This window comes from Streptomyces sp. ID05-39B, from assembly GCF_033794725.1.
GTDB classification, from domain to species: domain Bacteria; phylum Actinomycetota; class Actinomycetes; order Streptomycetales; family Streptomycetaceae; genus Streptomyces; species Streptomyces bobili.
The window spans coordinates 1-6,631 of the sequence record NZ_JARGEF010000343.1 but is presented as its reverse complement, the minus strand read 5'-3'; the positions used below and the strand labels follow the sequence as shown (position 1 = coordinate 6,631).

Sequence of the window (6,631 nt, the reverse complement as noted above, 5' to 3'; positions counted from 1 at the left end):
CCACACCCCGACGACCTCACCGCTCCCGCTCCTCCACGTACGCGTTGTACGCGGCCACCTGCGCCCGCCGCCCCGTCCGCTCCACCGGCCGCAGAGCGGCAACCCGAGCCCCCATCTCGGACGCGCTCACCGCGCCCCCGTGCCCGTTCTCGTACGCCAGCGACACCAACAACCCCACCCGCTGCGCGAGCTCCAGCACCCGCACAGCCCGCGGCGGATACCCCGGCGCCAGCATCTCCCGCCCCCGCTCCGCCCGAGCCCGGTACGCCTCGACCGCCGCCTCCGCCACCGGCCCCGACCCGGCCACGTCCAGCCGTGACAGCACGGTCGTGGCGTCGCGCAGGGCCTCCGCCAGCTCCCGCTCGGCCTCACCCAGCGACGGCACGTCCGCCGGCGGAGCCTCCCGAACGGGCAGGCAGTGCCACACCACCTCCACATGCACATCACCCGCGGGCCCGGCCTCGTACACCTCCGGTACCAGCCCGAGCGCGGCCCCGTGACAGACCACCGCCTCCTCGGCCTCCAGCGCCCGCGCGTTGAACTCCGGCGGCCCGCTCAGCCCCAGCGGATGCCCCGGCGTCGGCAGCGCCACCCGCAGCCCGCTCACCCCGAGCGCCCGCAGCCGCCCCAGGGCGAGCGTGAGTCCGACGGGCGCGGACTCGCCGGGCAGCCCCTCCACCCGGTGCACGGCGTCCGCCCCGACGATGGCGAGCACAGCGTCGTCCGGAGAGACAAGTCCGGCCAAAAGGGCATTTCCCCAAGCGGCAAGGCGACCAGAGCGCGGTTCCGAAAGCATGCCCCCAGCCTAAGGACCGGACCGATGGAACGGTCCCCCCGGCCGGTGGCGTAGATTTTCCCGGAGGGCCGCGCCCACCCGCGCGCGGCGGTCCGAGCCACTGGCGTACGCGACAACCGAGACCGGCCACACTGCAAGGGGAGACAACGCGCTCATGAGCGATGTTCTGGAGCTTCAGGACGTATCCGTGGTCCGCGAGGGCCGGGCTCTGGTGGACCAGGTCTCCTGGTCGGTCAAGGAAGGCGAGCGCTGGGTCATCCTCGGCCCCAACGGAGCCGGCAAGACGACCCTGCTGAACGTCGCGTCCAGCTACCTCTACCCCAGCAGCGGCACCGCCACCATCCTCGGCGAGACCCTCGGCACGCCCGGCACCGACGTCTTCGAGCTGCGCCCCCGCATCGGCATGGCCGGCATCGCGATGGCCGACAAGCTCCCCAAGCGCCAGACCGTCCTGCAGACCGTACTGACCGCCGCGTACGGCATGACGGCCAGCTGGCAGGAGGACTACGAGGAGATCGACGAGCAGCGCGCCCGCGCCTTCCTCGACCGCCTCGGCATGACCGACTACCTGGACCGCAAGTTCGGCACCCTCTCCGAGGGAGAGCGCAAGCGCACGCTCATCGCCCGCGCCCTGATGACCGACCCCGAGCTGCTGCTGCTGGACGAGCCGGCCGCCGGTCTCGACCTCGGTGGCCGCGAGGACCTCGTACGCCGCCTCGGCCGCCTCGCCCGCGACCCGATCGCCCCGTCGATGATCATGGTCACGCACCATGTCGAGGAGATCGCCCCCGGCTTCACCCACGTCCTGATGATCCGGCAGGGCAAGGTCCTCGCCGCCGGCCCGGTCGAACTCGAACTGACCTCCCGCAACCTCTCCCTCTGCTTCGGCCTCCCCCTCGTCGTGGAACAGGTCGGCGACCGCTGGACCGCCCAGGGACTGCCGCTCGCCTGACCGCCCCTGTTCGCGCCCTGTCGGCGGCACACCTGACGGACCTACCATGAACGTGTGAACGACATCGACGCGTGGGTGTGGTGGCTCGTAGGCGCGGCAGCGCTCGGAATCCCCCTGGTGGTCACCGCCATGCCGGAGTTCGGCATGTTCGCGGTCGGCGCGGTGGCCGCGGCCGTCACGGCGGGGCTCGGCTTCGACGTGGTCGCCCAGGTGCTCGTCTTCGTGGCCGTCTCCGTCGCCCTCATCGCCGTAGTACGGCCCATCGCGGCCCGGCACAGCGCCCAGCGCCCCCAATTCGCCAGCGGGGTCGACGCGTTGAAGGGCAAGCAGGCCGTCGTCCTGGAACGGGTCGACGGCTCGGGCGGACGCATCAAGCTGGCCGGCGAGGTCTGGTCGGCGCGTGCTCTCGACACCGACCGGGTCTACGAGGTGGGCCAGGAAGTCGATGTCGTGGACATCGAGGGGGCCACGGCGATCGTCATCTGACCCTGCCAACTCCCGCACCGCGTAAGTGAACAGAACAGCCCACGGGCCGGACGACGGTCTGTCACACTCGACCAGCAAGATCTTCAACAAGCCTAAGATCTTCCGAAAGCGCCGAGGCGGAGAAGGGTACGGGGAGCACGATGGAACCGGTCATCATCGTCTTGATCATCCTGGTGGTGTTGGTCTTCATCGCCCTGATCAAGACGATCCAGGTCATCCCACAGGCGAGCGCCGCGATCGTGGAGCGGTTCGGCCGCTACACGCGGACGCTCAACGCGGGCCTCAACATCGTCGTTCCGTTCATCGACACCATCCGCAACCGCATCGACCTGCGTGAACAGGTCGTGCCGTTCCCCCCGCAGCCGGTGATCACCCAGGACAACCTGGTCGTCAACATCGACACCGTCATCTACTACCAGGTGACCGACGCCCGCGCCGCGACCTACGAAGTCGCCAGCTACATCCAGGCGATCGAGCAGCTCACCGTCACCACCCTGCGCAACATCATCGGTGGTATGGACCTCGAACGGACCCTGACCTCCCGCGAGGAGATCAACGCGGCCCTGCGCGGCGTCCTCGACGAGGCCACCGGCAAGTGGGGCATCCGCGTCAACCGCGTGGAACTGAAGGCGATCGAGCCCCCGACCTCCATCCAGGACTCGATGGAGAAGCAGATGCGCGCCGACCGTGACAAGCGCGCCGCGATCCTCACCGCCGAAGGCACGCGCCAGGCCGCGATCCTCACGGCCGAGGGCGAGAAGCAGTCCGCCATCCTCAGGGCCGAGGGCGAAGCCAAGGCCGCCGCCCTGCGCGCCGAGGGCGAAGCCCAGGCGGTCCGTACGGTCTTCGAGGCGATCCACGCCGGCGACGCGGACCAGAAGCTCCTGTCCTACCAGTACCTCCAGATGCTCCCGAAGATTGCCGAAGGCGACGCCAACAAGCTCTGGATCGTCCCCAGCGAAATCGGCGACGCGCTCAAGGGCCTGTCCGGCGCCATGGGCAACTTCGGCGGCATGGGAGGCGGTTCGGGCTCCAACGGCGGCTCGGACAGCCCGAAGGAACGCCGCGAGAAGCCCTCCATCGACTGACACGCAGGACCCCGCAGACGCACGGTTCCCCGCGCCCCCTCCGTCAGGGGTCGCGGGGAACCGTGCGTACAGCCACGTACGACAACTCCGCTAGGCGGCGTCCATGGTCAGCCACTCCGGCAGCGCGGCCAAGTCGTCCTGACCCAGGGCGAGAAGCATCGCGTCCTGCGGCGTCGGCTCGAACGGCAGCCGCAGCAACGGCATCCCCGCCTGGTCCGGAGTCCGGTCCGCCTTACGGTGGTTGTCCTCGGCGCAGGAGGCGACCGTGTTGAGCCAGGAGTCCTGACCACCCTGAGCCCGCGGCACCACGTGGTCCACCGTGGTCGCCCGGTGGCCGCAGTACGCGCACCGGTGCCGGTCCCTGACCAGCACACCCCGCCTCGACCACGGTGCTTGTCTTCGGAACGGCACCCGTACGTACCTGCACAGCCTGATGACCCGGGGCGCCGGTATGTCCACCTCGGCTCCCCGCATCCGCAGTTCGGGGTGGGCCTGCTCGACGACGGCCTTGTCCTGAAGCACCAGAACGACGGCACGGTTCAACGTCACCGTCGACAGCGGCTCGAAGCTCGCGTTCAGTACCAGCGTGTCCCGCATACCAGCCCACCTCCTGTGTGCACCGGCCCACCCCCTGGCGGGCTGGGGTCAACTCTGGCCGGGCACGCCGAGATGGACAACGCAATATCTGCTGCTCCCACGGGGGATGCCCCCCGCGCCCCCGGCAACAAAATGCCCGCCCCTGATCACTTCCAAGACCAGGGACGGGCAAACGTTGAATGAACGATGGGCTGACTCAGCCGGGGGCCGGCTCAGCTCGCGGGGTTCTCGTACTCACCGACCAACTGTGCTCGCGCGATCGTGTGGAACCGCAGGTTGAACCCGACGACGGCCGGCGAGGCATCGGCATCCGGACCGAGTTTCTCCTGGTCCACCGCGTACACCGTGAACACGTACCGGTGCGCCCCGTCCCCGGGCGGCGGCGCGGCCCCGCCGAAGTCCTTCGTCCCGTAGTCGTTGCGCGCGTGTACGGCGCCTTCGGGCAGGCCCGCGAACCTACCGCCGCCCGCACCCGCCGGAAGCTCGGTCACCGAGGCGGGGATGTCGAACAGCACCCAGTGCCAGAACCCGCTGCCCGTCGGCGCGTCCGGGTCGTAACAGGTCACCGCGAAACTCTTGGTCTCCGGCGGGAAGCCCTCCCACCGCAGCTGCGGCGAGGTGTTCCCGTCAGCCTGGACCTGGTCGCCCTTGAGTGTCCCGCCCTCCTCGACGTCCTCGCTCGTCACCGTGAACGACGGCACGGGCGGATGGAAGTCGTGGGGGAGCGGCCGGCGCTTGAGCTCGGTCACCTCGGTACCTCCCGAATCGGTTCTGGAATCAGCGGCTCCGAGCCTAGAACCAGTTGCGCTTGCTGCCGACCTCGGACAGCCACTGGTTGAGGTACGCCGCCCAGTCGGTCCCCTGGAAGTCGTTCAGCCCCACCTTGAACGAGCGGAAGGTGTCGCTGCCCTCGCTGAACAGGCCCGGCTTCTTGTCCATCTCCAGGACGACGTCCATCGCCTGCTCGTCGGCCACGAAGCTCAGCTCGACCTGGTTGAGGCCGCGGTACTGCGCCGGCGGGAAGAACTCGATCTCCTGGTAGAAGGGCAGCTTCTGCCGCGTACCCCGGATGTGACCGCGCTCGACGTCCGCGTTCTTGAAGCGGAAGCCGAGCTGGAGGAAGGCGTCCAGGATCGCCTTCTGCGCGGGCAGCGGGTGCACGTTCACCGGGTCCAGGTCACCGGAGTCCACGGCGCGGGCGATCTCCAGCTCGGTGGTCACCCCGATGTTCATCCCGCGCAGGGCCTGTCCGTCGATCATCGTGATCGGCGTCTCCCACGGGATCTCCAGCCCGAACGGCACGGCGTGCACCGCGTTCGCCTGGAGCTCGAAGGCCCCGCCCAGCCGCTGCTTCGTGAACTCGACGTCCTGCTTGTACTCCTGGTCGCCGTTCTCGACCTCGACCTTGGCCTGGAGCCCGACCGACAGCCCCTCGATCTGCTGGTTGACGGACCCGCCCTGGATCCGCACCTCACCCTGCACCACGCCACCCGGGACGACGTTGACCTCGGTCAGCACCGTCTCGACCGAGGCCCCACCGGCACCGAGACTCGCGAGCAGCTTCTTGAACGCCATGACTCTCCCTCTACGACCTCTACGACGGGATCCTTGATCCCTACCAACGCAATCCGGCCGGGACCGGTTCCGCGCTCCACCCTGGCAAGCCGAGTCCGGGCCGGCCACCCCGGCGCACCGACCGTCTCCACTACTCTCGGAGGGCATGATCGCGACCCCCGACCGTACGCCCCTGCCCAGGACCTTCTTCGAGCGCCCTGTACTGGACGTCGCCCCCGAACTCCTCGGCCGCCTCATCGTGCGCACCACCCCGGACGGTCCGATCACCCTTCGCCTCACCGAGGTCGAGGCCTACGACGGCCCGAACGACCCCGGCTCCCACGCCTTCCGTGGCCGCACGGCCCGCAACAGCGTGATGTTCGGCCCGGCCGGACATGTGTACGTCTACTTCACCTACGGCATGTGGCACTGCATGAACCTCGTCTGCGGTCCTGAGGGGGAAGCGAGCGGTGTCCTCCTCCGCGCCGGCGAGGTGGTCGAAGGCGCCGAACAGGCCCGCAAACGTCGACTCTCGGCCCGAAGCGACAAGGAACTGGCCAAAGGCCCCGCCCGCCTGGCCACGGCCCTGGACGTCGACCGTGCCCTCGACGGAACGGACGCCTGTGCCTGCGGCGACACCCCGATCCGTGTCCTCAGGGGCACCCCGGTCCCTGCCGACCAGGTGCGCAACGGCCCGCGCACCGGAGTCTCCGGTGACGGAGGCGTCCACCCCTGGCGCTACTGGGTCGCTGACGACCCGACAGTGAGTCCCTACCGGGCCCATGTACCCAGGCGCCGCCGAAGTTGACTCCCCTTGGGGAGCGGCGTAACGTAGCCCGAGCCGCTTGACCCGGGTACGGCATTCGCCTGCAGCCGGAAGCGGCCAACCCACTACCTAGATCGCCCCCTCAGCGGGGGTCGAATTCGACGTGTTCGCATGTCTGAATTCGAACTCGACGAAGCTCGATTATGAGCTGGCGAGAGAATCGGCTAACGTAGTGAATGTCGAAAGGCCGACAGGCGAAAGCCAAAAGCCCAAGACAAATCCCGCCGACAGGGAATCGGATCCGGAAACGGTCTGATAGAGTCGGAAACGCAAGACCGAAGGGAAGCGCCCGGAGGAAAGCCTGAGAGAGTCTCTCGGGTGAGTACAAAGGA

Annotated in this window: 8 protein-coding genes; 4 read left to right on the top strand and 4 right to left on the bottom strand. The window is 69.0% G+C overall.

Annotated elements, in window-relative coordinates; genetic code table 11:
* Window positions 1-16: 16 nt before the first annotated feature.
* Window positions 17-796 (bottom strand): hypothetical protein, encoded by a 780-nt coding sequence (locus P1P75_RS38395; protein WP_319264131.1) that lies wholly within the window; start codon window positions 794-796, stop codon window positions 17-19.
* Between the two features lie 154 nt (window positions 797-950).
* Here P1P75_RS38395 and P1P75_RS38390 point away from each other — a divergent pair, with 154 nt between their 5' ends.
* The 3 genes from P1P75_RS38390 (at window position 951) to P1P75_RS38380 (ending at window position 3,322) form a co-directional block, all read left to right on the top strand.
* A complete protein-coding gene (locus tag P1P75_RS38390; protein ID WP_319264129.1) occupies window positions 951-1,748 on the top strand; it encodes an ABC transporter ATP-binding protein in 798 nt (265 codons plus the stop codon).
* A gap of 54 nt (window positions 1,749-1,802) precedes the next feature.
* Window positions 1,803-2,234 carry an NfeD family protein gene (locus tag P1P75_RS38385; protein WP_319264127.1) on the top strand — a complete coding sequence of 144 codons (432 nt, stop codon included), beginning with the start codon at window positions 1,803-1,805 and terminating at the stop codon, window positions 2,232-2,234.
* Between the two features lie 140 nt (window positions 2,235-2,374).
* Window positions 2,375-3,322, top strand: coding sequence for an SPFH domain-containing protein (locus tag P1P75_RS38380; RefSeq protein ID WP_150470307.1), 948 nt, complete (start codon window positions 2,375-2,377; stop codon window positions 3,320-3,322).
* Window positions 3,323-3,412: 90 nt separating this feature from the next.
* On the opposite strand, the gene P1P75_RS38375 is transcribed toward P1P75_RS38380, so the two are convergent.
* The 3 genes from P1P75_RS38375 to P1P75_RS38365 all read right to left on the bottom strand — a co-directional run bounded on the left by P1P75_RS38375 (window position 3,413) and on the right by P1P75_RS38365 (window position 5,494).
* Window positions 3,413-3,919, bottom strand: a complete 507-nt coding sequence (locus P1P75_RS38375; RefSeq protein WP_086772526.1) for an HNH endonuclease — start codon at window positions 3,917-3,919, stop codon at window positions 3,413-3,415.
* Between the two features lie 212 nt (window positions 3,920-4,131).
* The gene (locus tag P1P75_RS38370) at window positions 4,132-4,668 is read right to left on the bottom strand and encodes a YbhB/YbcL family Raf kinase inhibitor-like protein (protein ID WP_319264125.1); all 537 of its coding nucleotides are present in this window, start codon (window positions 4,666-4,668) and stop codon (window positions 4,132-4,134) included.
* Between the two features lie 43 nt (window positions 4,669-4,711).
* On the bottom strand, window positions 4,712-5,494 hold the full coding sequence (locus P1P75_RS38365; RefSeq protein ID WP_319264123.1) for a sporulation protein: 783 nt from the start codon (window positions 5,492-5,494) through the stop codon (window positions 4,712-4,714).
* A 145-nt stretch (window positions 5,495-5,639) separates the two neighbouring features.
* On the opposite strand from P1P75_RS38365, the gene P1P75_RS38360 reads away from it, so the two are divergent.
* Window positions 5,640-6,281, top strand: coding sequence for a DNA-3-methyladenine glycosylase (locus P1P75_RS38360; RefSeq protein ID WP_319264122.1), 642 nt, complete (start codon window positions 5,640-5,642; stop codon window positions 6,279-6,281).
* Window positions 6,282-6,631: the final 350 nt, after the last annotated feature.